Raw genomic sequence first — 24,407 nt, 5'->3', positions numbered from 1 at the left:
CTACGATGCACCACGGACCGACCAACCCCTGGTCGAAATCCAATAGCCCGAGCCCCCGGGAAAACCAGGGCGATTCAGGACAGCCTGCCTGGCGGTTTATGCGCTACATTCGGCCTCCCGACGAGAGGACCAAACTCGAACCCATCTATCCGCTGCGGCCCGCGACGCGGACGATCAGGTTGGGGATCGACGTCGAGACGGTCCCCGAACCTCCGGACGGGTTACTGACCGGCTTCCTTAAGCGCGAGGAACTCATCGAGGTGCACCTCATGGTGCCTAAGGAGCAGGGAGCCCCAGCGATATGGACCGACGCGATTCCGAATGCGGTTATCCGTGAGATCGGCTTTACGTCGATTGGGGAGGTGGGTCGGTGGCTCGACACAGCTCATTTTTTTGTCCACACGACGGTCAACGAGAACGAACGGTCGCGGAGTACGGCGGACTTCTTCCCTATGTATCAGCAGCTCGACGAACAAGCAGCACCAAATGGCCTTCCGTCCCTGACTCTCGACGAGCGCCACCGCGCCGCCGCATACGCTGCCGCCGGCAAAGCAGTGGGCCTCGACGCCATTGTCACTAATATGCCGACCGCCGGAAGGTCCGACGTGTCTGACAACGACCTCGTTGTCAGCGTCACACCCGACGAGGTGGTACCGCTCGTCGGTCACTATCTCAGGATCACAAGCAACCCGGTCGTGACGATCGAGCGCGGACCATTGATGGGCGGCGGCGCATGGGAGACTACGGAATCTGCCGGTACCGTGGTCAATCTGTACGACTGGGGCACGGTCTCCGGACTGCCCTACTTCGATGCGGCATCCTCGTTCGCCGCTGCCGCCCAAGCCGGTCCCGACGCCGCCGAGGCATTCAAGTCGATCCGCATTCGATTGTCTCGCGCTGCGAAAGCGCTCGACCATCTGCTCGCTGCGTTGTCCAATCCAGTCGACGGGAAGCGAGTCGAGGATGTTACCGAGGCGGCCGCCGAGGCGTTTGACCGTGAACTTCTTTATCTGTCCGCGGTTTTCGACATCTTCGGCCGTACCTACCAAGCGATGATCAACCCCGCCCTTGATCAAAAGAAGGCCCGTGGATCGCTGGACTCGCGCGCTTTCGTCGAGAACGAGGTCGCCACCCAGTACGATCCGTCGCTGCTTATCGATGTGACGCGCCTGCGGGTGTACGCCTGGCTCTGCAAGCAGTTGCGCAACCACATCCACGACGGAATCCTCGCGGTCGACGCCCATCCTGGCCGCAGCTACGGCAGCTCCAAAAACGTCGCTCTGAACCTGGGTCGGATACCCGAGCTGGCTCCCGGCGCCGACAACGACATGTCGCAAGCCCACTATGACGCGCTCGGCGTGTGGCACACCGAGCCGATGTCGTTCTTCGAAGGCCAGTCGATGGTCGCCGACCTTGCTACTACCGGCTTCACATTGATGCGCTCAGGACTGGAGTACGTCGAGGCGTTCACGAAGCTGATCATCCGAAACAAACCACAGCGAATGCTTGACGCTGAAGGTGCTGCGGCAGGAGAGGGTTCAACGCTTGGCGGCGAGCCGGCTGAGAATTCCTTTCCGAGCCGCTTCCTCGGGTGTGTGCAAGCTCAACCGGGGGAGATTGAACCCCCGCCACCGCATAGAGCGGTGTTCTACAGCGCGATGTTCGGATGGCACCCCAAGGCTTGACTCGCACACTACTGTCCGACCGTGTGCGGCGGAGGCCTTCATTAGCGCCAGGTGAGGGATGGGATCGCCGCCAGGTGATGCACAACCGTACGGCTATAGGATCCGCCACGAAGATGAGAAAAACCCGTCCGCCATTTCCATGAGAATCCTACAAACCCGCAGGTAAGCGGCTCGACATCCGCCAGGCGGAATGAGAACCTACACTGTTCAGTAGCGCCGCAGGCGCTTCAACTTCACTTCGACGCTACGATCGCGGAAATGGGACTTCGGCAGACCCGGCGTGGATGGGAGGAACCCCGCCCATCACGATGCCCCGAATGCGCCGCGGAGCTCGGCCCCAACCAGGTGCTTGTCGGAGTAGCGCACTGCCGCTGCGGACGGATGCATCGTTCCCACTCTTGTCGGCGCTGCGAGCACACGATTTACACTCCGCCCCTGGGTGATTCATGCCTGTTGCAGTCGCTTGACGACCGTCGATGAGAGACCAGGCCCATACGCCAAGTGTCTTGGTCTTGTCCAGGCGACCTCGGGAGCTGCGCGCGTTGGTAGGGTGGGAAGACCTGCGCCGGCACCGCCGGTCATACGCGACACGCCGAACCAGCTAAGCAGTCTTTTGCTGATAACCGTCAATTGATCGGAGCCACCGCGATATGGGCACCCCCGTTTGCTGAACGTAGGCAAACCAGTGCGAGAACCAGCCTGGGAATGCGCGGAATGTCCTGGGTGCCTACCTTTGCCAGCTTCACCGGCTGAGCTGCGAAGACCCTGAAACGCACCGGCAGTCGTGCGGCCGGGCTCAAGGGTCACGAACTGAAATTGCCGCTGAGCTGTAGCGTTGAGGTAGCTAACCGGCCAGAGGCGGGGGGACTTGACCCCCTAAGTCCCGTTTTCACCGCAGACCCAGAGCTCACGGGCCGCGAAATCGAAGGTCAGTTGCCCGCGCCCGGTACCTGGGTAGAAGCGCGGGTCGCAAACGGGCGCGCCTAGTACACCGCGTTTTCACCGAAATTCCACCGAATTTTCGGCTGTAGCGAATTCCACGATGGCGGCCCCACCCGACCGGGGCAGCCGTGACGATTTGCCCATAACGCCTGCCGACGCGGCACGGCGCTGGCTGTTTATGCATCTGGACAGCGGTTATACGGGCGGCCGGCGGTTTTCTGCGGACGCTGAGAAGAGGTGGACCGCCTATCGTCAGGAACAGGCATCGACTCCAGAGCAAAGGACACCCATGGTGAGCGCACCGTTTGACCATCCGCTCGATATCCGGACCGACGAGCTGATCAGCGAGTTCATCAGCGCGATGGATTCGGCCGGCATCGCCGAGCAACCACACATCTTCGGTACCTTCCCGACTGATGGTGGCGACTGGCTTCAACCGATGCACCACGTCACCGCCGAGGGCTGGTATGTCCCCACCACATTTGGGCCGGCGCCGGGATACGTCATAACCCGAACCGCAACGATGTACCCCCTGTCGCAGCCAAGGGAACTCGCGCAGACCGCCGTCGCGCGGGAACCTGAACTTGCACTGCCAAGTGTGAGCAAAAATCCGGGCCTCGCGGAGTGGACCCTGTTTCTACACAACTGCATCCAAGAAGCTGCCCGGGACATCATCGACCGCGCCCTGTGCGCAGAGAACATCGACGATAGAGCTGGAATCATGACCGTCGAGTTCATCTCTCAGATGCGCGCTCGTGAAATCGCGCCCACCCGACAGACTTTCGTACACCTCGACCAGGAGCTGCTGGACGGGGCATGTGCGAGACCGACCTGGAAGCAGAAACAATCAGCGGAGTGGAGACTGATGGCTGGCTACTGGAACCGCCGCGTGATGCAGAGCTTTTCGACTACACCAACGAGCCGGTGCACCGCGCTAGCCGCTCCTACGTGATTACTCCTCGAGCTGAAAGATTCCTGCTACGCCAACCCAGCTCGCTGGCCAAGTCTGGTGCGGGGGTTCCTATAGTTTGCGTTCCGAGCGCTAGCAGGCATCCCTCGGTCGGCCCGCTGAACTTCGATGTTCGGGAAGATCGAGCAGAGATTTTCGATGAAATCGAGGACTACATCGCAGTCATCTGCCATGCGCTGAACCGGCTTGACGGCATAATCGACGAGTCGGAGATCGGGTGAAGCATCACGGGGCGGTGTTTCAAGTGGAAGGTCAGGTCAGCACATCGGGGCCGAGATAGCGAATGACCGGGGTTGCGCCGTCAAGGTCCCACAGGATCAGGTAATCACGGTTGGGGTCGGGGATGGTGATCGCCCATAGCCGGCCGGGCCGGATGAGGCGCCGGCGGACCGCCGCGGCAGCAGAATCGGCTTCGATGCGGTCGAGCCATTCGTCAATCCGCGCCGCTAAGGCGGGGTGGGCGTCGGAGAGCCGCACCAATTCGTCGTGAGGCTCCGGGTCCATCTCTAGCACATTCAGATCCTACCCCGATACCCCGTTGCCCCTAAGCCCCAATTGAACATCTGGGGCAAGGCGGGTTATCATTGACTATGTGGAACCCGTGGTGATTGAAGTGGATAGTCGGCGCCGAATCAGTCTGGGCAAACTAGGCCACCACGACAAGTATCTGGCGACCGAGCAGGCCGATGGAACGATCGTGTTGGAACCAGCGGTCATCTTGAGTGCAGCCGAACACGCTTATCTACGAAATCCATCGCTGCAGCGGCAAATTGAAGACAATCGAGCCCATCCCGAGCGGCGGCGCGGGAGGCCCTCTCGCGCTTAGGTTCTCTCCCAACTGCTTACCGCTTGCAGTCATCACCACTGCCCGCTATGAGAGAAGGCGGAGGCAAGTCAAGCAGATAATGAGACCTCAAAGTTGCCGGGCGGCACGGGTGGTCGAAGGACAGTGGTAACTGCGTTTTGGGATGCCCCTATCGTCCCCCCGGCCTTTCCGTACAAACCACCTGCCTGGCGGCTCAGAGTTGGTAGCTACCGCCCTGAATGGAGATGTGCGATCCAGTCAAAACCGCACCGTCCCAACGGACCTATTAGCCGTGCTCCTACCAGCTTTAGCCAGGCTTGGCACGGCGAGTTTCGAGAAGGCTCCGGTCAGGTCCGCGCCGGCTAGGTGACACCCGTCGAAGTCCACCGGCTGGGCTTGGCTGAAGTCAGCACCCCGCAGATCCGCGCGCGTGTAATCGGTTAGTCTGCGCAACAACAATGCCAACACCTGCGCGGCACCGCTGCGGACATGGTCTGAAACTCGGTAAGCCCCATCGCCTCGGACTACCGCACAGCACAGGTCTGTTGCGGCCCGAAGCACAGACGTTGTGGCCCCTTCGGGACCGACCAGCTCAAACAGCGCTTGGAGTCCACGGCTGTGTGACTTTGACTCTTGTGCGCGCAAATCGTCGACGACGGCCTGAAAATCACGATCGGTGTACATATCCGCATTGTCGTGCAAGAGTGCGACACGGCGGTGGTTTACCCGTCCGGCCGCCCGGTGCGCCGCCGGTAGAGCCGGCGGGTCGGTGCAATTGTTGCACTCCGTCGTCAACACGAATCCGTTGATGCGCCAGCACTATTCGTCACAGTGACGAATAGTGCTGGCCTCGTCGGCCTGGTTCGTCGACAGGGCCAGCGCCGCGGAAGTGCACCGCTCATGTCCGTTCTCATTGAATCTGGGGCACTTTGAGCGTTCTGACCTGCGCTGCCCCAGATGTAGTGAGAATCGAAAGACCGAAATTTCTCAATATATTTGGGGCACTTTTGCCTAGTTCGCTTGTTGACTGGCTAGGTGACGTCAAGAACGCGTCGACGGACCTCAGCATCTGACATTGGAATGTCGTCATCGTTTTTCAATCTTCGGAATGCGTTGGGCGCCATGACATTAGTGGGTGCGCGCACGCGCGAGTGCGTCCTCGGCCTGCGCAACGAGAGCGCCGACAAGGTCGGCCGCGGACGGCAAGTCGGTGATGAGATCGACGGCCTCACCGGCCCAGGCCGGCAGTGGCAGCAGATCGCCTCGCGCCACGCCATCTTGGTATGCCGCTTTGGCAGCGTCATCCGCGGCGAGTTCATCTTCCCGGTCCCGCCACTGCTCAAGGAAGGGGTGACCAAGGGTGCGAGCCGGGTACTTCGACGGCCAGCGGGAGCCGCGGGCGATATCGAGCACTCGGCTGCGCTCGGTGTCCTCCCCATGGCCGTCGATTAGCGCCCTGCTGATCGCGGGGGCGACGAGCGCCTCCATGGTGGCTTGGAAACGAGTCCCGATGAGCGCCCCGGCAGCGCCCAACGCGAGGGCCGCCGCAACGCCACGACCGTCGGCGATCCCACCAGCGGCCAGTACTGGCGTGGGTGCGGCCATATCGACGACGACCGGCACGAAGGGCAGCGTCGACCGCCCGCGCCGTGCGCCATGGCCACCGCCCTCGGTGCCCTGAGCCACAATGACATCGGCGCCGATGTTCACGGCTTGTCTGGCCTCCTCAAGGTCTGTGACTTGGAGGATGAGCGCCACATTCGCTCGGCGAATCGGCTCCACGAAGGCGGCCGGATCGCCGAAGGACAGCATGATGGCGCTCGGCTGATGCGTCAGCGCATACTCGACCGTGTTGACGTCGACGGCCCAGCTTTGGAAGCCGACACCCCAAGGCTTGTCGGTGCCCTCGGCCAAGATCGACAGCTCACGGTTCAGCCAATCCCGATCCCACCCGTTGCCACCGCCCAGCAGTCCCAGTCCACCTCCGTTGGAGACGGCCGCCGCCAAGGCGCCCCCTGCCGATCCACCCATCGGCGCCAGCGCGATTGGATGCTGCGACGTGAAGAACTCCGTGAATGCCGTGCGCAGAGCCATGACAGCAATATTCGCATACACAATTCGACGCGAACTGGCCCGAACTGTTCATCACGTCGATGCATCGAGGTGTGTCTGGCAATTGGACACTTGGTGTGGCCAATGGCTCTTGGGAGGCGGTTCTCTGCGCTGGTTGACACGGTTGGCTGCGCACGCCGCTTTACGGCCAGAGCCGGCCGCGGTCCCAACGCTCTCCATTGCGCTGATAGCTCAGTCGCAGGTGGCGCCTGTCTGACGTTCCTTCCCAAAATTCGACCTGGTGGGGCTGCACGCCATACGAGATCCATTCGTCGGGAACAAAGTTCGGGTTATCACTGAGTTTTCGATGGGCCTTCTCGATCTCCGTACCGAGCTCTGCACTATCAGTCAGTGGTTGACTTTGCCTGAGCGTCAACGCCATCGCGCGTGACCCTAACGGACGGGCTAGGAAGTCTTGGGCGCTCGCCTCGGCTCCGTCATTGACGACAATGCCGCATATCCGTACTTGTCGAACCAGCGCTGGCCAGTAAAAGGTCAGAGCCGCAGATGGATTGGCCGACAGGTCGTGCCCTTTCTGACTTACGGAATTGACGGCGAAATGCCAACCCTGCGCGTCGACGGCTTTAAGGATCAGCACCCGGGCCCGCGGTGATCCTTGAGCATCGACAGTCGACAGCGTCATCGCATGCGGTTCGGGAACCTCGGCATTGACGGCGTCCTTCAACCACGTGATGAACAACGAGACCGGATCCGCGGGAACAGCGTTAATGTCAAATCCCGGGCCGTTGCCCGTCAACACGGGCAGGCCTCGAAGGTATGAGCGACCACCGTCGTCATCAGACCACTGCGGGTTATTTGTGCGGTGTTGAGGCGTCATCACACAAGCTCTACAGGGAAGATATCGGTCCGAGCGATTGCGCGGTCCCGCTGTGCAGCCATGGCAGTTCTTCGGGGGTCTGCCATGAAGGCTTCTCTCGCTTCCGTCGATGGCCACTCGTAAACCTGGATCTCCAAGGGATTTCCGTCTCGGCCATCCCCACGCGCACGTTGCAGAACTTTTCCTCCGTGTTCGCCGACCAATGCGAGGACTGCATCTTCATATTCAGCGAGCGCTTTCTCCGTCCCCGGCCGGCACCAGAGCAACACGCAGGACGTCTGTTTCACGCGTCGATCTTGCCATAGGGCGCACCGAAGACTCGATTGTTCATCGACGCGGCCGTGCGGCGGTGGATGTGCTCTTCTGCGCTATGAGGTAACAATGTGCGGTTGACTCGAAACCGTCGTTGTCGGGCTGGCGCAAGGTACTCGCGTAGATGCGAAAGCCTGCCTCGGCGAGCTGATCTTCGACTTGGCGCGGCTGCCGGCGGATGAACGTCAGGTTGACATCGTGACCGAAGGCGTTGGTCAGCACGCGGGAGTCATCACCGACTTGGAACGCCAGCAGGAGAAGGCCGTTGGGCACTAACACTCGGTGGAACTCGTCGAATACAGCTGCCAGATGCTGGTCGGGTATGTGAATGATTGAGTACCAGGCGCATAGGCCTCCGGAGCTCGCGGCGGCGGCGTCGAGGCTCGTCATCGACCCGACAGTGAATTGCAGACCTGGGTTGAGCCTTCTTGCGTGCGAGAGCATATTTGGGAACAAATCGATCCCGGTCGCCCTCAACCCATATTGGGCGAACAGCGCAGTCGTTGCGCCGGTCCCGCAGCCTATGTCGAGGACGTGCTTGTTGTCCCCCTTGAGAACCACGCTTGCGAATGCACTGATGATGGCCAAGTCGACCGGCTTGTCATCGAGATGCCTATGGAACCGCTCAGCGTAGGAGGCAGCTGTACGGTCGTAGCCGTCACGCGTCAGGGTCATGAAGTCGCCGTGCATCACACTCGGCACCCTGTCCCAGCCGGTGCAGCCACGAAATGGGTTCTGCTGCCCGGCCGATGTGCGGCGGCGAGTCGCTGATTGTGCAACCACTGCTCGATCGGCGTGATGTCAGTGTGGGTGCGATCCGTTTGGGCATTAATACGGCGGACCAGATCGGCAGGCGCCGATCTTCCGCGTCCGTCTGGACGCGCGCTCTGGGTGAGCAGCGTCGCGGCGATGGCGACAATTTCGGGATACGCCGCGAGGTGCGCTTCAACTTCATCATTTGATACTGTTGTAGCCGCGTGCTTTTCGGAGTTAGACCAGTATCTGCAGAAGTGACGCGCATCGCGGACGGCGGATTCGATCTCGACGTCACTATGCCGCCGCGCTAGCCAGGCATGCCGCTTGGCGGCGGTAAGAACCTCGGGTTTGTTCCGTAGGTCTCGTTGGTCTTCGATACTGCGCACCGGGCTTCCGGTCCATAGCCGATGACGGTGACAGACCGTAATATGCTGCGGCACAACGCAGTAGACCGGATCGTTGATTCCTCGTCGGGCCATACACAGCCGACACATCGGGCGCCGAGCGTTCGGTTGATTGGCCAGCGAGCGTTCGTCGGGTGCAAAGCCGCGCAGTCGCACTCGCAGGATGGTTTCAGACAGTCCACTGGCGATCGCAAGCCAATCTAGCCGCGCACATCCACCGAATGATTCGGCTACATATCGGCGCAACTGGCCGGGATCAAGGTGATTGGCGCACGCCAGCCGTGCCACGTAGGACGTCACGGTTTCTGCCTGGAACGGGACAACTGTGCGGGGCAGCGGCCGTTGTGGGCCAGCGGGCCAGTCCCTCAATGGGCGCATCATCAGCTGGCGGTGCGTGCCGCTGCGGTGTGAGCGGCGTAGTCGATGAGCACAGTGTCCATCAGCGCTCGGGTGACTTTCTCGGTGCCGTCAAGCATGGATTGGATCGCTGAGGCGCGGATCAGATGTGCGAGGCTGCCGATCATTCCGCCGGTGCGCCGGTGCAAGTATCGGGCTTCGGCGACCAGGGTTCCCGGCTCGTGGCTGTGGAGTCGAAGGGTGCCTTCCATGGCGGCGATGAGTTGTCGCCACTCTTTGGCGTCGGGGAAGGCGCCGGTGTGGATGACCCCGCAGCGGCCTGCCAGCTGACGACCTCGGGTGCCGGTGAATAGTCCGGAGCGTTCCACGTCGATCCCGGCGTAAACGAACGTCGCCGGCAGGTGTTCCTTATCTTCAGCTGAATCGGACCCGTTCAAAACGTATTTCAGGTGAGCCGGAAATCCCTGGGATCGCGTCGTGGATGGGATTACCTTCCGCTATCCAACACGGAGCGGGAGGTATTGATGAGGGTGCAGCGGGTGTTGATGCCGGGCACGGGATTCGAGTCATGGACGGTCCTCGGCGATGACCAGAGGCCGGTTGAGCCGGTCGAGCGGTTCTTGTCGTATCTGGCGTCGATCGAGAAGTCGCCGAACACGATCAAGGCGTATGCGCACGACCTGAAGGACTGGATGACCTATCTGGACCGGCACGGCGTCGACTGGCGGGCAGCGCGGCTCGAGGACGTCGCCGGGTTCGTCGCCTGGCTGCGGTTGCCGCCGCAGGCCCGTGACGGCCGGGTGGCGGTGTTGCCGACGGTGGCACCACACTGCTTGGCGGCCAGTGTGAACCGGAAACTATCGGCGGTGACGTCGTTCTGCGGGTTCCATACCCGTCACGGTGTCGAGTTGTCGGCGCTGCTGATCACCTTGCAGCCGGCGACAGGACGCGGCCGGGCTGCGGCGACCTCGTATCGGCCGTTCCTTCATCACGTGTCAAAACATGGTGCCGAGCGGCGGCGCACGATCAAGCTGAAGGCTCCGAAGGCTCTGCCGAAAGTTCTTACGGTGCAGCAGGTTCAAACGATCCTGGATTCATGCGAGCATCTGCGGGACCGCCTGCTTTTTGCCCTGATGCTCGACACGGGGGTTCGGGTGGGCGAAGCGCTGGGGTTGCGCCACGAGGACATCGCCATCGCAGACAAGACGATCACCGTCACCCGGCGCGAGAACGCCAACCGCGCCCGCGCCAAGACCGGCACGCGGACGATCCCGGCCAGCGCCCAGCTGATGCGCCTGTATGCCGATTATCTGACCCGGGAGTACGGGTCCCTGGATTCGGACTACGTGTTCGTCAATCTGTGGTCGGCACCGCGGGGTCGGCCGTGGTCGTATTCGGCGGTCTACGACCTGGTCGAACGGCTACGGACCCGCACCGGCATTGCCTTTGGCCCCCATCTTTATCGCCATACCTATGCGACCTGGTTGTTGCGCCGCGGCGCCGGGATGGAGAGCGTGAAGGAGTTGCTCGGCCACGCCTCGATCACCACAACGATCGACACGTATGGTCACCTCACCGTCGAGGACGCCCGTCAGACGCTGCAGGCCGCGGGCTGGTTCACCGGACGGGAGGTCCGCTGGTGAGCACCGTCGAGGTTCCTATCCCGGGACCGGTACTGGCCAAGCTGATGGCCGTGGTCCGGCCGGAGTTCCGTGCCGATGTCTATGTTCCCGCGCCGAACGATCCCGTGTTCATCTCCGATGAGTGCATCGTCACCGACTGCGACCGGACAGCCGAAGCGCTCCAGAATCGGTTGTGCTGCGCCCATTCGCAGCGGTTCCGCAAGAAGAACTACTCGTCGATAGAGCAGTTCCTCGCCGATCCGGGACCACCGACACGCGGCCGCAAGGCCCTCGCGGCCTGCGTAGTGGAGGGGTGCCGACATGGACGGTGGCACCGGAACGGGTTGTGCCGCAAGCACTGCGGCTATTGGAAGCGGGCCGGGCAACCCGATCTGTCCGCCTGGCAGGCCCCCGATCTGACCCCTGAGAACCTCGCGTCGGCCGAGTGCCGGCTGCCGTTTTGCGATTTGTGGGTCGAGAGTCGCACGAAACTGTTCTGCGACGGCCATTACGGCCGCTGGGTGCGGCACGGTCGGCCCGATCTCGAACGGTTCGTCACCGATTGCGAGCTGGTCGGCACCGCCCACGTCGATCTGCGCGCCCTGGCCCCGCAGTTGAGACTGGAATTCCAGTACGCGCTGCAATGCCGCTATGACGCGCGCTGCCGTGTCGCGCCGCCCCGCTTGGTCACACCCGCTGTCCGGCTCGTCTCGACACTGGGCATCGCCTCGCTGCTCGAGCTGAGCGAGGAGCAGTGGCGCGTCACGGCTCGCCCGGATCAGTCGCTGATCTTCCTGCTCGACGCCCGCTACGCGATCGAGGCGCTGCGCGACGGAACCGGCTGGGAGATCGAATATCCCAGGGACATCTGGCGGTTGGACCGGTTGCCCGGCATCGCCGGGCCCGGCGGTCGCCCGTGTGGTCGAGATCGGTTGCGGTTCGACCGCATCACTCACCCCCGACTGCGTGATCTGTGCAAACGGTGGACCAGGCTGCGCCTGACGTCCGGGCTGAGCATCGGCGCGGCCCGCGCCGGAGTCGATGCCCTGATCCGGTTCAGCGACTTTTTGGCCCTGGTCGGTGTCGACTCGCTCGCCGATATCGACCGGACGCTGCTGGAACGCTATCTCGCCCACGCCATGTCCCAGCCCGGCGGAAACAACATCAAAAGGCACCGGATCGGCTCGCTCAACGTGTTCTTCCACGCCGTCCGTCAGCACGGCTGGGATGACAGCCTGCCCGCACGCGCGGCCTTTTACGTCGGTGACACGCCACCCATCCACGTCCAGGTTGACCGCCGGCTGGCCGAGTTCGTCATGGCCCAGGTCGAATCATCGGCCAATCTGGACCGTTGGTCCGACCCGTCGGCCAAGCTGGTCACCCTGATCCTCACCCGGTGCGGTCTGCGGGTCTCGAGCGCGTTGTCGCTCGCCTTCGACTGCGTCGTCCACGACGGCCAAGGCGCCCCCTACCTGCGCTACTTCAACACCAAAATGAAACGCGAAGCTGCTGTCCCCATCGACGAACAACTTGAGGCCGCCATCGGTGAGCAGCAACGCAGGATCCTCGCACGATGGCCGGACGGAACACCACTGCTGTTCCCACGCGAACGCTCCAACGTCTCCGGCACCATCCCGCTCGATCCCGGCACCTACCGCACCAAGCTGAACTGCTGGCTACAAGCCTGCGAGATCCGTGACGAACACGGCCGTCCGGTGCGTTTGACGCCCCATCAATGGCGGCACACTTTCGCCTGTCGTCTGATAAACCGCGACGTCCCGCAAGAGATAGTGCGGGTACTGCTCGACCACTCCAGCCACACCATGACCGCCCGCTACGCCAAGCTCACCGATCAGACCGTGCGCCGGCACTGGCAGCAGGCCACGAAGGTCAACATCAAGGGTGAGCGGGTCTCGATCGACCCCGAAGGCCCACTGGCACAAGCACAATGGGCCAAGACCCGCTACGGCATGTCCACCCAGACCTTACCCAACGGCTACTGCGGGCTGCCCCTGCAACGCACCTGCCCGCACGCCAATGCTTGTTTGACATGTCCAGTTTTCCTGACCGGGCCGGAGTTTCTGCCCGAACTGCGTGAACAGCAGCGGCGCACCCTGACCCTGATCGACGTGTCCGAACGCGGCGGACAGACCCGCATGGTCGAGATGAACCAGCAAGTACTGACCAACCTCGATCGGATGATCACCGAGGTCGAGAAAACCATGACCGAGGACGAGGACACGGACGCCGCCGATGCGAGCTGACAATTCCCACCACATCGTCACCGCCGCCCGCCACCGAGCAACCGCCACCCGACGCCGCGCCGTCGCCGCGATCCGCCGGATGGACAATGCCCGACAACCGATTTCGTTCGACGCGGTGGCACGCGAAGGCCAGGTCTCCCGGTCCTGGCTCTACAACCAGCCCGACCTGCGCGCCGAGATCGAACGACTCCGCGCCCGGCGAGCCCCAGGACCCACCGACCACCGCCTTCCCGACCGACAACGCGCATCCGACGCCTCACTACGGCGCAGACTCGAGGTCGCGACCGAACGAAATCGCCAGCTAGAGACCGAGAACCGGCAACTGCGCGAGGCACTCGCGGTCGCTCTCGGTGAACAGCGAGCCGCCTCGATCATCGGGGGGCTCGGCGACACGCCGAGAAAGAAATCTCAACCAGTCATCGGACCATGCTGATGGCCCACGTCGACGACACCGACCACGAAGTATCAATGCAGGTCAACACATCTGACAGCGCAGGAGCTGAAGATAACGTTCGGTGAAGTACTTGAGATGGTCAGATAGTTCTTCTCCGGCGCGGGTGTCCAGGTTGAGGTTATGGATCTCGTCAACCACGACGATGTCGGTGCGGGCGTCGATGAGCACCTGGCAAACGGCATCGGAGATGTCGGTGACGTTCATGCGCGGATTCAGTGTCGGCAGACCCAGGAATCGGGCGAATTCCATCGCCAGTTTGCGGGGTGAGCCTTTGGGTGGTGCGGTCACGTAGACCACGGGGATGCGGTCTTCGTCGTGGGGGAACCGGGCGTGGGTTCGCAGTTCGTGGAATCGTCCCAATTGTTTGATCGCGGTGGTCTTTCCGGTTGCCGCGCCACCGGAAATGATCAGGCCGCGCCGGGCTCCGATCTCACGCTGGTTGAGCAGAGTCAAGAGCCGGCCCTGGTTGGTGATGGCCTCAATCGCCGAGGTGGTAACCACCACCAGCTCAGAGTGATGCGCCACCCGGGCCTCGTTGTAGGCGGTGCGATCTGCGAGGTCGAGGCCGGCCCATTCGTGATCATCGAGCAACTCGAATTCGGGTGGGTCGGCATCAACGAAACGCCGCCAGCCCTCCAACGTCGTAGTGGGCTGGCGGCGATCCTCCAGCTGACTCACTGCCGCTCTCTCGGTCACAGCCGCCACGTCTGGGCCTCCTTGCGTGCATCGAATACCGGCAGTGGAATCACATCGGCAATGTCGTCGTCATGAGCGTCGGGCTGGCCGTCCTCAACAGGCGGCTCCGGGGTTACCGGCGGCACAGGGTCGTCTGCGGGAGTGGGAGCTGGCCAGCCGCGACCGGTGCTGGCGGCGGCGGAGCGTCCGGTCAGGCGTCGTTCTGCTTTGGTGCGCTCCTGCGGGCCTGCTGCCGCGCGGTCGAGCAATTCGTCGGCGATGGCGACGATTTCGGCTTCTCGCGCCTTCTGGGGCCCATTGCGGTCGGCTATCGTGCGAGCGTGGTGCCACAGCGTCTCACCGAAAGGCGTTGGTGCGGTTTTCAGGTGCGTCCAGGTCGCCGTGATCCAGCCGTCGTCGTGGTGATTGCGTATCCATATCCTCGATACGTCATAGGGGTCGTAGTGCACTTCCCACTGACCGTTACGGGAGTCCACGCCGGAATGCTGGCGCCGATAGGGGTTGAGCGCTTTGGCGTCGTAGGTTCGGTGATTGATCCGGACCCCGTAGCGGTTGATGGTCCGCCACTGCACCGGTAGTAGCTCGATGTAGTCATCTGCGCTGAGCGGTACCGGCACATACCCGGCGACTTCGATCAGCGCGGCGTACTTCTCGTTTGGTGTCATCGCCTGGCCCGGGGTCAGCGGGTCGCGCAGGCCATCATGCGGGCGGTTCTGCCAGACCGCGATGATCCACTCATCCAGCAGCGCCTGGAGCTCGACCATCGACCACACCGCGCCCTGTTCGGCATTCTTGCCGCGACGTTCCACTGATGAACCCACATAGCCGGCCACGTACTGGGCGAACAAGGTCCCGACCGACTGCAGGGTGCGTTCGATCTTCGGTTTATCAGTCGGGGTGTCGGGGTGGGCGGGCTGCACGTTGATACCCAGCGTGCAGCAGGCCTGCCGAAACGTTTGCGACAGATACGCTTTCCCGTGATCGCACACGACCGTCTCGGGAGCAATCACGGGCCGCGCCGCGGCATCGACGAGTCGCTGATCCACGCTGATCAAACTCCGGTGCGGCAACACCGATCGGGACATCCGCAACGCATCAGCCCAGCCCGGGCGCATCGGTTCCGGGGTCAGCGCTCGGGCCAAGAGCAGCGACGCGTCCACCGCTTTCGTCGTAGGTCGCAGCACTGCCGCAGGGACTGATCGGGTGGCGCAATCAACCATCCCGGTCAGCTCCACCCGGTCCACCAGGCCGTCATCGAGAACGACCCGGACATCCAGGGGTGTGGAATCAATCTCCACCCACTCGCCGGGCCGGACCACCGAAATTGATCCGAACGGGCCATCGGGCTGCTTGGCTAGCGACCGCCGGGTGCGCGCTGACCCGAACGTGTGCCTGCCCTCGGCCAGCCGTTTGACCAACCTGTAAAACGTTGGCTGCGACGGCATCGCCGGTGCATCATTGGCGCCATAAGTGGCGATCAATGCTTTGCCGACTCGCCGCTGGAGTCGTTGAACGGTCCCCGTCGACAGGTCGGTCTCGCCTTCGATCGCGTCCTGCACCGCGGCTACTACACGCTCATCGACGCGTCCGAACACCGATCGGCGACGATTGTGTCGGCCATCGATCACACCCAGCAGGCCATCGCGTTCATAGGAAAATCGTCGGCGCTGCAACGCGTTCCGACTTATGTCATGACCAGCGGCACGTAGTTCAGCCAACTTGGCCAACTCCCGCTGACGCAGCGAGTTTCTGGCTGTATCGAACTCTGGCCTCGGCTGCGAACCAGGCGCAGAGTCAGGCGCCCGCCCAGTGAGGATCTCCACAATATGCTGTTCCCACCAGCGTGCGCTCTCAACAGCAGCGTCGGGGATACCTGCGAGCATCTCCTCGGAACACAGTGGTGGGCGCGACCCCGACACCAATTCCAGCGCCGGATCAGACAGCATCTGCGGCAACGGCATCACCGTGTGCTCACCGACGGCATCAACCAGCCGAGCAGCGCCTCCGGACAACGTCGCGACGGTGAAAACACCAGCTGATAAACGGATTTCGTCACCCTCTCGGACGATCCCCGTGCGCATACAGGTGCTACCGGCTGATGCCCGGGCCGACCGGTGTGTCATCGGCAAGCGTCATAACACCCAGATCCGCCGACAGCCGGCCATGCCACAACAAATGGAACAACACCGGCAACACCACCAGGGGAGCCCCCACCGCGAGGACGCCCGCCATCAAGGGCCGTACCCGGGTGAAGACCTCGACAAGCTGGTCAGCCAGAGCGGCGCGCAGCACACGAGGATGGCGATAACCCGACAGCCACCGAAGATTCGATCGCAGAACAGGGTCGAGCGCACCAACGCGACGGTAGCCCCAGCCAACCGACTCGCAGGCCAAAGCCGAGCGATCGAACACGTCCTGATCGGCCGGCGATATCCGGGCATCGTCGCGGACATCGATCACCACCGCAGAGCCATCACGGTTGCGTACGAAATAGTCGGGTGCATGCCATAGTCGGGTGCATGCCGTTTACCGTCGCGCCAATGAAGCCAAAACGGCTGCGACAGGACGCCAACCACGTCCGGGTCCGCATCCAGCGCCATTAGCTGGTCACGCTCGGTCCAGGACTCATGACCGACGTGAGTGCCCGTCGTGGCAAACCACCACAAGCCTGGGAAGTTCCGTTGACCACGAAAAGACGGGAAGCTCCGAACCGGAGAACCCTGCAGCTCAAAGGGAAAGGCCGCACAGCGCTCCAGGGGCAGGCGCGTAAGCCCGTCACGGGTGTCGAACTCCACATCAACAACACCCGTGACGATCGAGTCAACCGGCACCGCCGAGGTCAGCACACATCAACGTTAAAGGCCGTGCCCCAGATTCAATGAGAAAGACACGCGCTTACCCCAGATTCAATGAGAATGCCCCAGTTCCACTGAGAACGGACAGCTCACTGGCGGGCCGCTCATGGTTGGCGGTAGATGTGTGCGCGGTGCTCGATGCGACCGATCAACAGGACCCGGTCGTCTTCGAGAATCCGGAATGCGACGCGGTAATCGCCGCGCCGGGCGACGCGCCAGCCAGCGAATTCGAAGCTCAACGGTTTGGATAGCCGGTTCGGGTCGGTGGGCAGTGTGCCTGTGATGAATTCGGCGATCGCTGTGGCGACTTTCAGCGGTAGACGGTCGAGTGCCCGGATCGCGGTAGGCGAGAAGTGAACGGACCAGGACGCTTCTTCGCAGCTCACCTGAGTCCGTATCGCCGGCGGATCTCCTCGCCAGTGACGGTATTGCCGGCAGCGTAGTCGGCATCGGCCTGCGCGAGGTCTTCGGCAAAACCGGGTGTTCGCAGTGCGTGCAGCGTCTCGTTGAGTGAATCCAGATCGTCGGCAGACATCAGGACCGCGGCGGCGCGCCCGTGTCGGGTGATCTGAATGATTTCGTGGGTGGTGTCGGCCTCGTCGACGAGCGCGGAGAGCTTGTCCTTGGCCTCCGAGAGCGGTACATTCTTCATGGTAAAACTATAGCCTAATTACTAGCCGCCAACTAACCTAACACTTAGCCGATAATCTACGTTACGTCAGGTAGTCCTGACACAGCGATTAATCAGCATCAGGATAGCTTGACACCATCGAGTAGACTCCCATCCATGGGATGGGAGCATTCGCTTGGCGACCGAGGCGGCGAATGGCACGAGGGATTCATGGCCGCCGAGTTCGACGATGGCCGCGGCGCGCTGGGAATTCTCGGCACCGGAATCCCGCCAGGACACCTTGCCGTTGACCAGTATGGCGACGGTACATGGGGCCACGAAGCGGTGCGCCGACACGGCGGCGATGCCGCGTTTGTGACCAGGCCCGCCGGCGACGTCATTGGCTGGCGCGTTGTCTGCAACTGCTACGCCCCTGGTGACGTAATGCCCACGAAACGGTGGGTCAGTCAACAGCTTTGGACGCGCGTTCCCTCCCCGGTGCGACACGATCCTGCTGCCTTTCGTATTTACGCAGCTGACGACGATGTCCTGGATGTAGTCAGTGGCGGTGATGCGGATGAGGCGGGCCACGCAGTGTGGCGGAACGAGCACATCAGCGACATCGACGCCGAAGCTGAGATCGCAGCCGCACTCGCGGTGATTCGTTCTGGCGAACAACAATTGGATCGGGCCGTGCTGCACGCACGCGTTCGACAGATGTCGTGGGCGAGAATTGGTGCAGCAGCTGGCATGTCGGCACAATCCGCCCATGAGAGATGGGCGCAACGCGTGCGAGAGGCATCTCATGAGTGACCATGGACCTGCAAGCAGCAGTTGCCCCACGACGTACCGGCTGCTGCAAGGGTTCAGAGCCAGTATCGATGATGGCCCACTGCGGCAGCGGACCAGCGAGCAGCCCGAATGGCACATGTACGACGACCATGCCGTGCATCTCGCGAGCTTCAGGGGTGATAGCACTGACGCCATCAGAGGTGCCATGCGCTTGGTGATGGACCGGGGAGACTTCGGCACTGGTGATTGGTTTCTCGTGGCCTCCGGTGAGTACGAGTTCCGACTTAATAATCTCGGCATCGCACTCCGAGCCGAAGCGTTACGTCGGCGCGAGGGAACGGATCGCGGTGGTGAGTGATCCGGATCGGGCCGCGCACATCTCCCCAACCGGTGCACGACGCGGTGGGTAAGGCCCGCGATCGAGGCGAAGGTGAGCCCGGCGGCTGGCTTCGGCACGCTGCAACCAGGTTGGCAGCGCTCGTCGACGACCGCGGGATGACGATCTCAGGCGCCGCGGCCGAATCCATCTTACGAGAGAGACTTTCGCGCATCGCGAACCGTCTTGGCATCAGCCGACACCAAGCGCAACTCAACTTCGACGTATCCGCCCCTGACGCATTGGCCGACCGGTTAGTGGCAACTTTCGCTACTGAGGAGCCTGGCGGTGACCTGTTCTCCCTTCCCCGCACCGCACAAATCAGCGTTTCCGGGCTCGGCCGGCTTATTGCCGGTCTGGCCGAAAGTCTGCTCGCATATGAGGGGACCGCGGCGCTTGACGACGACGAACGCGCGGCTCGCCGACAGGAGATCACCGAGCTGCTGTCCGTTGCTGGGCTTATGCAGTCCGACAGCTCGCAGGGCGATGTGTCCGCTCCCCCGGCTGTGTTTCTCCGCATCGCACGCATCTTCACCACGGTGGCTGACCTCACCGATCAACCCGAACTGGCAAACGCGTTAAGGCGTGACGCCATCCGTGCGCGGACTGCTGCTACCTGAAAATGAACTAGGCCATATTGGTTCAGTCTTCGATGGCCATCTCTTGAAGCAGTGATTCCACTTGGCGCCTCTCCCCCGCTGGAGGCGACACCTGATGCATGTACGGGGGCTGCGCGGCTTATCGGAGTGTTTCGATGCGCGTGGTGAGGAGGGCTGTCCATTCGCTGAGGTAGCGGTCGTCGGGGACGCGAGCGTCGGATTGGTGGAAAAGGCTGGTGGTAAAACGTGTCGCGAGGATTGCGTTGACCCCGAGCGCCGCGAGGACGGCGCGGTCGCCTTTGGCCAGTGTGGGCGCCCAGGTGGTGATCCAGTCGGCGAGTTCGGCATTGAGTCCGTCGATGAGGGCGGCGTAGGCGGTGTCGAGGCGCGCTGATTGGCCGGCTGGTGTGCGGGCGGCGATTTGCAGCAGTTGGATCTCGTCGTCGATGACGCTGAGTAGGTAGCGACCCAGGACGGTTAGTTCGGCGTGCAGGTCGCCGAGCCCGGCAAACAGTGCGCGGATGTCGCGCATGGCGTGGCGGCGGTCGAGTTGGCGGTCGATCCCGGCGTCGAGCAATGCGTCCTTGGATTTGAAGTGGCGATACAGGGCGCCTGAGCCGGCGGCTAACCCGGCCGCGGCTTCGATTTGGGAGACGCTGGTGGCTTCAAATCCCTTGGCGCTGAATAGTCGCATCGCTTCGGTGACCAGTCGTTCCCGTGTCGATACCGGTGCAGTCATTGACCTCTCCAAAGTGATCACTTACATTTGGCAAGAGCCTACTACACGTACTTGCACTCGCGGGAGGACTCTTAGATGGCACAGCGCGACAGACCCGTACCGCAGGGGCGTGTTCGGCGCACCATGCCGCTGGCGGGCTTCGCCGCCCGTGCTGCTGGGGGGCGTTTGGTCGCCGGATTGCGCGAGCGCACCGGTGATGACGGTGCGGTTGGGCGATTTCACGAGCGCACCGCCGAGCGTTATGCCGAATTGCTGGGCCATTCCAAAGGCGTGTTGATGAAAGCGGGCCAGATCATGTCGATGGTCGACGCCCGCGCGGTTGGTACTGGCGGGTTCTGGCCGTATCAAAGGGCTCTAGCTCGGCTGCAGGCTGATGCACCGCCGATGCACCCGACCCTTGTTCGTCAGGTCCTTGAGCAGGAGCTGGGTTCGGGTGTGCGGCATTTCGCTGAGTTTTCCGAGGAACCGATGGCGGCGGCCTCGGTCGGCCAGGTGCACCGGGCGGTGCTGTCCGACCGCCGCGAAGTGGTCATCAAAATCCAGTATCCCGGTGTCGCCCAAGCGATCCGCGACGACCTGGCCAACACCGAACTGCTGGCCACGTTCATGCGGTTCGTGACGGCGGCATCAGGGATCATGCTCGACATCCGAACGCTGGCACGCGAGGCCGCAGCCCGCATTGCCGAGGAGGTCGACTATCGCCACGAAGCCGCCACCATTACCGCGTTCAGCGAGCTCTACCGCGGCCACCCCTTCGTCCACATTCCCGACGTCATCCCCGAAGCATCCAGCGACCAGGTGCTAACGATGACCTACCTGGACGGCATGGACTGGGCCGCTGCGCAAGGTGCCGACCAGGACCTGAAAAACTCGTGGGCAGAGGTGATCACCCGATTCACCAACAGCTGCTATCGGCACGCCAACCTAGTCCATGCTGATCCCCATCCGGGCAACTACCGTTTCCATGCCGACGGCAGTGTCGGATTCCTGGATTTCGGTTGCGCCCAGATCTTTCCCGAGACGCAGCGTTGGCTGTACGTGTCCTTTCAGTGGGCCGCCATCGAGGGACGCCTCGAGGACTGCCGCGACCTGTTGACCCAGTTGGGCTTCATCCCCGCCGATTCATCGCTGAGCGCCGAGGATCTGCGACCGTGGCTGTCGACGCTCGTCTCTGAGACGGGCATGCCGCAGCCCGTCACCTACACACCCGACACCATTTCTCGCACCATTGCGGGGTCCCTCGATATTCGCGACTCGGACCATCCGCTCGCCCAGATGACGGTGCCCGCAGAGTTCGCCTTCAGCTCTCGGATCGCGCTCGCCACCAACAGCATCCTCGCCGGCCTGGACGCCTGTCTCCCGATCCGGTCCATTTGGGCCGACATGAACGGCGCCGCCGAACCCATCACCGAGCTCGGCAAACTGCACCACGCCTGGGTGCGCGAGCGTGGTCTGCCCGGAGCCTTGGACCATCATGACCACCCCTGACATTTCGCCAGAGGCCGCCCTTAACCTCACGCCCTCTACCAACGATTAGCCGGCCCATCGCGACAAGTCGACCGACCCAAGCAAGGACACTATGCCCCACGACGACACGCCCATCCCACGCGGTCGGCTCCGCCGCGCCATGCCGCTGGCCGGCTTTACCGCCCGAGCCGCCGGGGGCCGGCTCATCGCTGGCCTTCGGGAAAAGTCCGGTGATGACGGCGCGGTCGAGCGGTTCCACGAGCGCACCGCCGAGCGCTACACCGAACTGCTCGGCCACTCCAAGGGCGTGTTGATGAAAGCCGGCCAAATCCTGTCGATGGTCGACGCCCGCGCACTGGGGACCGGCGGATATTGGCCCTACCAAAAGGCTTTAGCACGCCTTCAGGCCGATGCACCGCCGATGCACCCGACACTCGTGCGTCAAGTCCTCGCCGAGGACTTGGGTTCGGCTGTACGGCATTTCGCAGAATTGTCCGATGAGCCGATCGCTGCGGCCTCGGTCGGCCAAGTACACCGCGCCGTGCTGCGCGACGGCCGTCATGTGGTGGTTAAAGTCCAGTATCCCGGCGTGGCCCAGGCGATCCGCGACGATCTCGCCAACACCGAGCTCGTCGCCACGTTCCTCAAGTTTGTCACCGCCGCGGCAGGGGTGAGACTCGACATTCGGGCCGTAGCCCGCGAGGCGGCCGCGCGGATTCGCGAGGAAGTCGACTATCGCCACGAAGCCGCGACCATCACCAAGTTCAGCGAGCTCTACCGCGGCCACCCGTTCATTCGCATCCCCGAGGTCATCCCCGATGCCTCAGGCGACCAGACACTGACCATGACGTACCTCGATGGCATGGACTACCCCGCCGCACAGCACGCCGACCAGGACTTACGAGACACCTGGGCCGAGATCATCGCACGGTTCCAGAACGCAAATTACCGGCACGCAAACCTCGTACACGCCGACCCCCATCCCGGCAACTATCGCTTCAACACCGACGGCACCGTTGGATTCCTCGATTTCGGCTGCACCACTATCTTTCCTGAGAAACAGCGATGGCTATGGGTGGCGTTCCTCCGTGCCGCGGTCGAAGGACGCATCGACGATAGCCGTGAATGGTTGACCCGGCTGGGAATCCTCACTGCCGGCTCGGAGCTGACGAATGCTGAACTGCAACAATGGTTCTCATACACCAACTATCCGATGACGGCGGCGCAGCCGGTCACATTCACTCCCGACGCCGTCGCGCGGATCGTCGGCGGATTCTTCGATGCCCGCGACCGGCACCACCCGGTGGCGAAGATCAACGTACCGCCAGAGCACGTCTTCACCTCTCGAATCGTCCTCGCGTTCAACAGTGTGGCCGCAGGTTTGCAGGCGACCCTTCCGATTCGCGCCATCTTCGATGACCTGGACGGTGTCACCGAACCGATCACCGAGCTGGGCAAGCTGCACCACGCCTGGGTGCGTGAGCGCGGTCTTCCCGGAGCATTGGACCATCATGACCACCCCTGAGACCCAAGCCTCGGTGCGGCTGCCGTGGGATCCCGCCGACCCTTACCCGTTCTATGAGGCGTGTCGGCGCGAGGGCGATGTGGTCTGGAACGACACTGCTGCGGCGTGGCTGGTCCTGGGCTACCACCCGGCTCGACAGATCCTGGCCGGGCCTGGCTGGACCAGCAATCCGCTAGCCAACCCCAACACCCCAGCTGCCCTACGTGCAACGGATCCAGACATTCTGCGTCGCAACATTTTATTCACCGACGGCGCCAACCACTCGCGGCTGCGCGGCGCGGTCCGAGACTTCTTCACCCGCAACTTCGTCGCGGGCCTACGCGACGGCATCGCCACGATCGCCGCGGACACAATCAACTCCGTTCCCATCGGAGTCGAGTTCGACTTCATGGCCGATATCGCGCTGCCCCTACCGATCGCGGTCGCGGCGGCCTGGATGGGGCTCGACGTCGGCGCGGCACGGTTGCTCCGCGAGGAGTCCGCCGCCATCACCCGAATGCTCGCCGACTCAACTGATGCTGCGGCCATCGACACCGGCACCGAAGCCCTGGCCACGCTGCTCACCGAATTTCTTCCGCTGGCCGCCGATCGCCGGCGCCATCCCAGCGATGACCTGCTCAGCGTCATCGCCGCCGACACCGATCTCGAACTCGACGACGTCGTCACAACCGCGATCATCATCGCGATCGCCGGTCACGAAACCACCGCAAACCTGTTGGGCTCAGCAATGGTTCGACTTCTCGCCCCTCAGCCCGACGGCGCCTACCCCCTCGACAGCATCACCACCGTCGATGATTCATTGCTCACCGAGCTGCTGCGCCTTGATGGCCCCGTCCAAACCGTGGCGCGCACCGCCACCCAAGACCACGTCTTCGGCGACATCACTATCCGAACTGGCGAACCCGCCCTCGTCGTGCTCGCGGCAGCCAACCGCGACCCCGCGGTCTTCAACAACCCTGACCGACTGCGCAGCGACCTGCCCAGACCAGCACCGCTGACCTTCGGCCACGGCGCGCACTATTGCCTTGGAGCGCCACTGGCCCGCCTCGAAACCGCCATCGCACTCCAACAAGTACTCACACGCCAACCCGCACTCCGCGGCAATCCCACATGGCGAGACAACCCAGCCATCCGCGGACCCCAAACACTCCCATGCGCCTTGATGGCCGCACCAACGACATCGAACCACGCGGCCCGGCATGGCACATGAATCCGATTGGCGGATAT

At 62.9% G+C, this 24,407-nt stretch carries 22 protein-coding genes and 2 pseudogenes; 11 read left to right on the top strand and 13 right to left on the bottom strand.

Going from position 1 to position 24,407, the window contains the following annotated elements; translation table 11 throughout:
* Window positions 1-5: 5 nt before the first annotated feature.
* On the top strand, window positions 6-1,685 hold the full coding sequence (locus B8W69_RS26485; protein ID WP_245843380.1) for a hypothetical protein: 1,680 nt from the start codon (window positions 6-8) through the stop codon (window positions 1,683-1,685).
* Window positions 1,686-2,727: 1,042 nt separating this feature from the next.
* Window positions 2,728-3,579 carry a hypothetical protein gene (locus tag B8W69_RS26480; RefSeq protein WP_133058031.1) on the top strand — a complete coding sequence of 284 codons (852 nt, stop codon included), beginning with the start codon at window positions 2,728-2,730 and terminating at the stop codon, window positions 3,577-3,579.
* A gap of 270 nt (window positions 3,580-3,849) precedes the next feature.
* Here the strand turns inward: B8W69_RS26480 and B8W69_RS26475 are convergent, their stop codons facing one another.
* The 5 genes from B8W69_RS26475 to B8W69_RS26455 all read right to left on the bottom strand — a co-directional run bounded on the left by B8W69_RS26475 (window position 3,850) and on the right by B8W69_RS26455 (window position 8,354).
* On the bottom strand, window positions 3,850-4,101 hold the full coding sequence (locus B8W69_RS26475) for a hypothetical protein (protein ID WP_085292658.1): 252 nt from the start codon (window positions 4,099-4,101) through the stop codon (window positions 3,850-3,852).
* Window positions 4,102-5,530: 1,429 nt separating this feature from the next.
* Window positions 5,531-6,496 (bottom strand): NAD(P)H-dependent flavin oxidoreductase, encoded by a 966-nt coding sequence (locus B8W69_RS26470; protein WP_085292657.1) that lies wholly within the window; start codon window positions 6,494-6,496, stop codon window positions 5,531-5,533.
* Between the two features lie 160 nt (window positions 6,497-6,656).
* On the bottom strand, window positions 6,657-7,352 hold the full coding sequence (locus tag B8W69_RS26465) for a pyridoxine/pyridoxamine 5'-phosphate oxidase (RefSeq protein WP_085292656.1): 696 nt from the start codon (window positions 7,350-7,352) through the stop codon (window positions 6,657-6,659).
* On the bottom strand, window positions 7,352-7,621 hold the full coding sequence (locus B8W69_RS26460; RefSeq protein WP_245843379.1) for a DUF1330 domain-containing protein: 270 nt from the start codon (window positions 7,619-7,621) through the stop codon (window positions 7,352-7,354). The genes B8W69_RS26465 and B8W69_RS26460 overlap by 1 nt, the downstream gene beginning before the upstream one ends.
* Window positions 7,622-7,679: 58 nt before the next feature.
* Window positions 7,680-8,354 (bottom strand): class I SAM-dependent DNA methyltransferase, encoded by a 675-nt coding sequence (locus B8W69_RS26455; RefSeq protein ID WP_085292654.1) that lies wholly within the window; start codon window positions 8,352-8,354, stop codon window positions 7,680-7,682.
* A 38-nt stretch (window positions 8,355-8,392) separates the two neighbouring features.
* Here B8W69_RS26455 and B8W69_RS31095 point away from each other — a divergent pair, with 38 nt between their 5' ends.
* Complete coding sequence (locus tag B8W69_RS31095) at window positions 8,393-8,626, top strand: hypothetical protein (protein WP_220084571.1); 234 nt, start codon at window positions 8,393-8,395, stop codon at window positions 8,624-8,626.
* Between the two features lie 578 nt (window positions 8,627-9,204).
* On the opposite strand, the pseudogene B8W69_RS26445 reads toward B8W69_RS31095, so the two are convergent.
* Window positions 9,205-9,591 (bottom strand): annotated as a pseudogene (locus tag B8W69_RS26445) (hypothetical protein); the annotation flags it as partial.
* A gap of 114 nt (window positions 9,592-9,705) precedes the next feature.
* Between B8W69_RS26445 and B8W69_RS26440 the strand changes: the two are divergent.
* From B8W69_RS26440 to B8W69_RS26430, 3 genes are read left to right on the top strand one after another with little or no spacing between them, the layout of a single operon-like run.
* On the top strand, window positions 9,706-10,824 hold the full coding sequence (locus B8W69_RS26440; protein WP_085292652.1) for a tyrosine-type recombinase/integrase: 1,119 nt from the start codon (window positions 9,706-9,708) through the stop codon (window positions 10,822-10,824).
* The gene (locus B8W69_RS26435) at window positions 10,821-13,067 is read left to right on the top strand and encodes a tyrosine-type recombinase/integrase (protein ID WP_245843378.1); all 2,247 of its coding nucleotides are present in this window, start codon (window positions 10,821-10,823) and stop codon (window positions 13,065-13,067) included. The genes B8W69_RS26440 and B8W69_RS26435 overlap by 4 nt, the downstream gene beginning before the upstream one ends.
* Window positions 13,057-13,500, top strand: a complete 444-nt coding sequence (locus B8W69_RS26430) for a DUF6262 family protein (protein ID WP_085292651.1) — start codon at window positions 13,057-13,059, stop codon at window positions 13,498-13,500. The genes B8W69_RS26435 and B8W69_RS26430 overlap by 11 nt, the downstream gene beginning before the upstream one ends.
* Before the next feature lie 78 nt (window positions 13,501-13,578).
* On the opposite strand, the pseudogene B8W69_RS26425 reads toward B8W69_RS26430, so the two are convergent.
* The 6 genes and pseudogenes from B8W69_RS26425 to B8W69_RS26405 form a co-directional block, all read right to left on the bottom strand.
* A pseudogene (locus B8W69_RS26425) lies at window positions 13,579-14,226 on the bottom strand (ATP-binding protein); the annotation flags it as partial.
* Window positions 14,214-16,178, bottom strand: coding sequence for a Mu transposase C-terminal domain-containing protein (locus B8W69_RS26420; RefSeq protein WP_110882070.1), 1,965 nt, complete (start codon window positions 16,176-16,178; stop codon window positions 14,214-14,216). The pseudogene B8W69_RS26425 and the gene B8W69_RS26420, both read right to left, overlap by 13 nt.
* Before the next feature lie 127 nt (window positions 16,179-16,305).
* Window positions 16,306-16,680 carry a TnsA-like heteromeric transposase endonuclease subunit gene (locus B8W69_RS32360; RefSeq protein WP_439330645.1) on the bottom strand — a complete coding sequence of 125 codons (375 nt, stop codon included), beginning with the start codon at window positions 16,678-16,680 and terminating at the stop codon, window positions 16,306-16,308.
* Window positions 16,674-17,063: a TnsA-like heteromeric transposase endonuclease subunit gene (locus tag B8W69_RS32355; protein ID WP_439330644.1), complete on the bottom strand. Its 390-nt coding sequence runs from the start codon at window positions 17,061-17,063 to the stop codon at window positions 16,674-16,676. The genes B8W69_RS32360 and B8W69_RS32355 overlap by 7 nt, the downstream gene beginning before the upstream one ends.
* 113 nt (window positions 17,064-17,176) lie before the next feature.
* Window positions 17,177-17,458 carry a type II toxin-antitoxin system RelE family toxin gene (locus B8W69_RS26410; RefSeq protein ID WP_085292649.1) on the bottom strand — a complete coding sequence of 94 codons (282 nt, stop codon included), beginning with the start codon at window positions 17,456-17,458 and terminating at the stop codon, window positions 17,177-17,179.
* The gene (locus tag B8W69_RS26405) at window positions 17,455-17,724 is read right to left on the bottom strand and encodes a type II toxin-antitoxin system Phd/YefM family antitoxin (RefSeq protein WP_047322047.1); all 270 of its coding nucleotides are present in this window, start codon (window positions 17,722-17,724) and stop codon (window positions 17,455-17,457) included. Before B8W69_RS26405 ends, B8W69_RS26410 begins: the two co-directional genes overlap by 4 nt.
* A gap of 135 nt (window positions 17,725-17,859) precedes the next feature.
* On the opposite strand from B8W69_RS26405, the gene B8W69_RS30380 reads away from it, so the two are divergent.
* The gene (locus B8W69_RS30380; protein WP_133058030.1) at window positions 17,860-18,495 is read left to right on the top strand and encodes a hypothetical protein; all 636 of its coding nucleotides are present in this window, start codon (window positions 17,860-17,862) and stop codon (window positions 18,493-18,495) included.
* Between the two features lie 333 nt (window positions 18,496-18,828).
* On the top strand, window positions 18,829-19,470 hold the full coding sequence (locus tag B8W69_RS26390; protein ID WP_245843377.1) for a hypothetical protein: 642 nt from the start codon (window positions 18,829-18,831) through the stop codon (window positions 19,468-19,470).
* Between the two features lie 118 nt (window positions 19,471-19,588).
* Here B8W69_RS26390 and B8W69_RS26385 read toward each other — a convergent pair whose 3' ends face one another.
* Window positions 19,589-20,188, bottom strand: coding sequence for a TetR/AcrR family transcriptional regulator (locus B8W69_RS26385; RefSeq protein ID WP_085292646.1), 600 nt, complete (start codon window positions 20,186-20,188; stop codon window positions 19,589-19,591).
* 75 nt (window positions 20,189-20,263) lie between these two features.
* Between B8W69_RS26385 and B8W69_RS26380 the strand changes: the two genes are divergently transcribed.
* From B8W69_RS26380 to B8W69_RS26370, 3 genes are all read left to right on the top strand, one after another.
* On the top strand, window positions 20,264-21,676 hold the full coding sequence (locus B8W69_RS26380; RefSeq protein ID WP_245843376.1) for an ABC1 kinase family protein: 1,413 nt from the start codon (window positions 20,264-20,266) through the stop codon (window positions 21,674-21,676).
* A 91-nt stretch (window positions 21,677-21,767) separates the two neighbouring features.
* Window positions 21,768-23,180 carry an ABC1 kinase family protein gene (locus B8W69_RS26375; RefSeq protein ID WP_245843375.1) on the top strand — a complete coding sequence of 471 codons (1,413 nt, stop codon included), beginning with the start codon at window positions 21,768-21,770 and terminating at the stop codon, window positions 23,178-23,180.
* Window positions 23,167-24,390 carry a cytochrome P450 gene (locus tag B8W69_RS26370; protein ID WP_110882069.1) on the top strand — a complete coding sequence of 408 codons (1,224 nt, stop codon included), beginning with the start codon at window positions 23,167-23,169 and terminating at the stop codon, window positions 24,388-24,390. The genes B8W69_RS26375 and B8W69_RS26370 overlap by 14 nt, the downstream gene beginning before the upstream one ends.
* The last annotated feature ends 17 nt before the right edge of the window (window positions 24,391-24,407 follow it).

The sequence above is a fragment of the Mycolicibacterium vulneris genome (assembly GCF_002104765.1).
Taxonomy (GTDB): Bacteria; Actinomycetota; Actinomycetes; order Mycobacteriales; family Mycobacteriaceae; genus Mycobacterium; species Mycobacterium vulneris.
Note: the sequence above shows the minus strand (reverse complement) of the source record. Positions and strands in the feature narration are given on the sequence as shown.

Bases quoted from the DNA above. Each gene is read 5' to 3' on its own strand.
- B8W69_RS26470 (WP_085292657.1), bottom strand. From the start codon at position 6,496: ATGGCTCTGCGCACGGCATTCACGGAGTTCTTCACGTCGCAGCATCCA.
- B8W69_RS26385 (WP_085292646.1), bottom strand. From the start codon at position 20,188: ATGACTGCACCGGTATCGACACGGGAACGACTGGTCACCGAAGCGATG.
- B8W69_RS26370 (WP_110882069.1), top strand. From the start codon at position 23,167: ATGACCACCCCTGAGACCCAAGCCTCGGTGCGGCTGCCGTGGGATCCC.
- B8W69_RS31095 (WP_220084571.1), top strand. From the start codon at position 8,393: ATGGGTTCTGCTGCCCGGCCGATGTGCGGCGGCGAGTCGCTGATTGTG.
- B8W69_RS26475 (WP_085292658.1), bottom strand. From the start codon at position 4,101: ATGGACCCGGAGCCTCACGACGAATTGGTGCGGCTCTCCGACGCCCAC.
- B8W69_RS30380 (WP_133058030.1), top strand. From the start codon at position 17,860: ATGGGATGGGAGCATTCGCTTGGCGACCGAGGCGGCGAATGGCACGAG.
- B8W69_RS26465 (WP_085292656.1), bottom strand. From the start codon at position 7,352: ATGACGCCTCAACACCGCACAAATAACCCGCAGTGGTCTGATGACGAC.
- B8W69_RS26380 (WP_245843376.1), top strand. From the start codon at position 20,264: ATGGCACAGCGCGACAGACCCGTACCGCAGGGGCGTGTTCGGCGCACC.
- B8W69_RS26455 (WP_085292654.1), bottom strand. From the start codon at position 8,354: ATGCACGGCGACTTCATGACCCTGACGCGTGACGGCTACGACCGTACA.
- B8W69_RS26375 (WP_245843375.1), top strand. From the start codon at position 21,768: ATGCCCCACGACGACACGCCCATCCCACGCGGTCGGCTCCGCCGCGCC.
- B8W69_RS26420 (WP_110882070.1), bottom strand. From the start codon at position 16,178: ATGCCGTTGCCGCAGATGCTGTCTGATCCGGCGCTGGAATTGGTGTCG.
- B8W69_RS26430 (WP_085292651.1), top strand. From the start codon at position 13,057: ATGCGAGCTGACAATTCCCACCACATCGTCACCGCCGCCCGCCACCGA.
- B8W69_RS26485 (WP_245843380.1), top strand. From the start codon at position 6: ATGCACCACGGACCGACCAACCCCTGGTCGAAATCCAATAGCCCGAGC.
- B8W69_RS26405 (WP_047322047.1), bottom strand. From the start codon at position 17,724: ATGAAGAATGTACCGCTCTCGGAGGCCAAGGACAAGCTCTCCGCGCTC.
- B8W69_RS26480 (WP_133058031.1), top strand. From the start codon at position 2,728: ATGGCGGCCCCACCCGACCGGGGCAGCCGTGACGATTTGCCCATAACG.
- B8W69_RS26440 (WP_085292652.1), top strand. From the start codon at position 9,706: ATGAGGGTGCAGCGGGTGTTGATGCCGGGCACGGGATTCGAGTCATGG.